This is a genomic window from Ulvibacter sp. 2210JD10-4, from assembly GCF_058148525.1.
In genome coordinates, this window is the sequence record NZ_JBYVJZ010000041.1 from 1 (window position 1) to 266 (window position 266).

1 protein-coding gene is annotated in these 266 nt (G+C 42.5%); it reads left to right on the plus strand.

Going from position 1 to position 266, the window contains the following annotated elements; all coding sequences use genetic code 11:
* A partial coding sequence (locus ACY2RT_RS15390) for a hypothetical protein (RefSeq protein ID WP_490156807.1) occupies positions 1-266 on the plus strand: 266 nt, incomplete at both ends.

The following is a 266-nucleotide window of genomic DNA, read 5'->3' on the forward strand; positions in this document are numbered from 1 at the left end:
GGAAATGTCCGTACCATTATGTTAGGACTTAAAAACCCTACAAGTAATGAACTTTGTGGGGAAGTTTGGTTCAGTGAACTACGTCTTTCAGAACTTAAAAACCAAGGAGGATGGGCTGCTGTAGCTAGTATGGATGCTAATATTGCATACTTTGCGACAGTAAGTGCTACTGCCGGGAGAAGTACAGTAGGATTTGGTTCTATAGAGCAAGGGCCAAACCAACGGAGTCGAGAAGATGTTCAGCAATATGATGTAGTGACCAATGT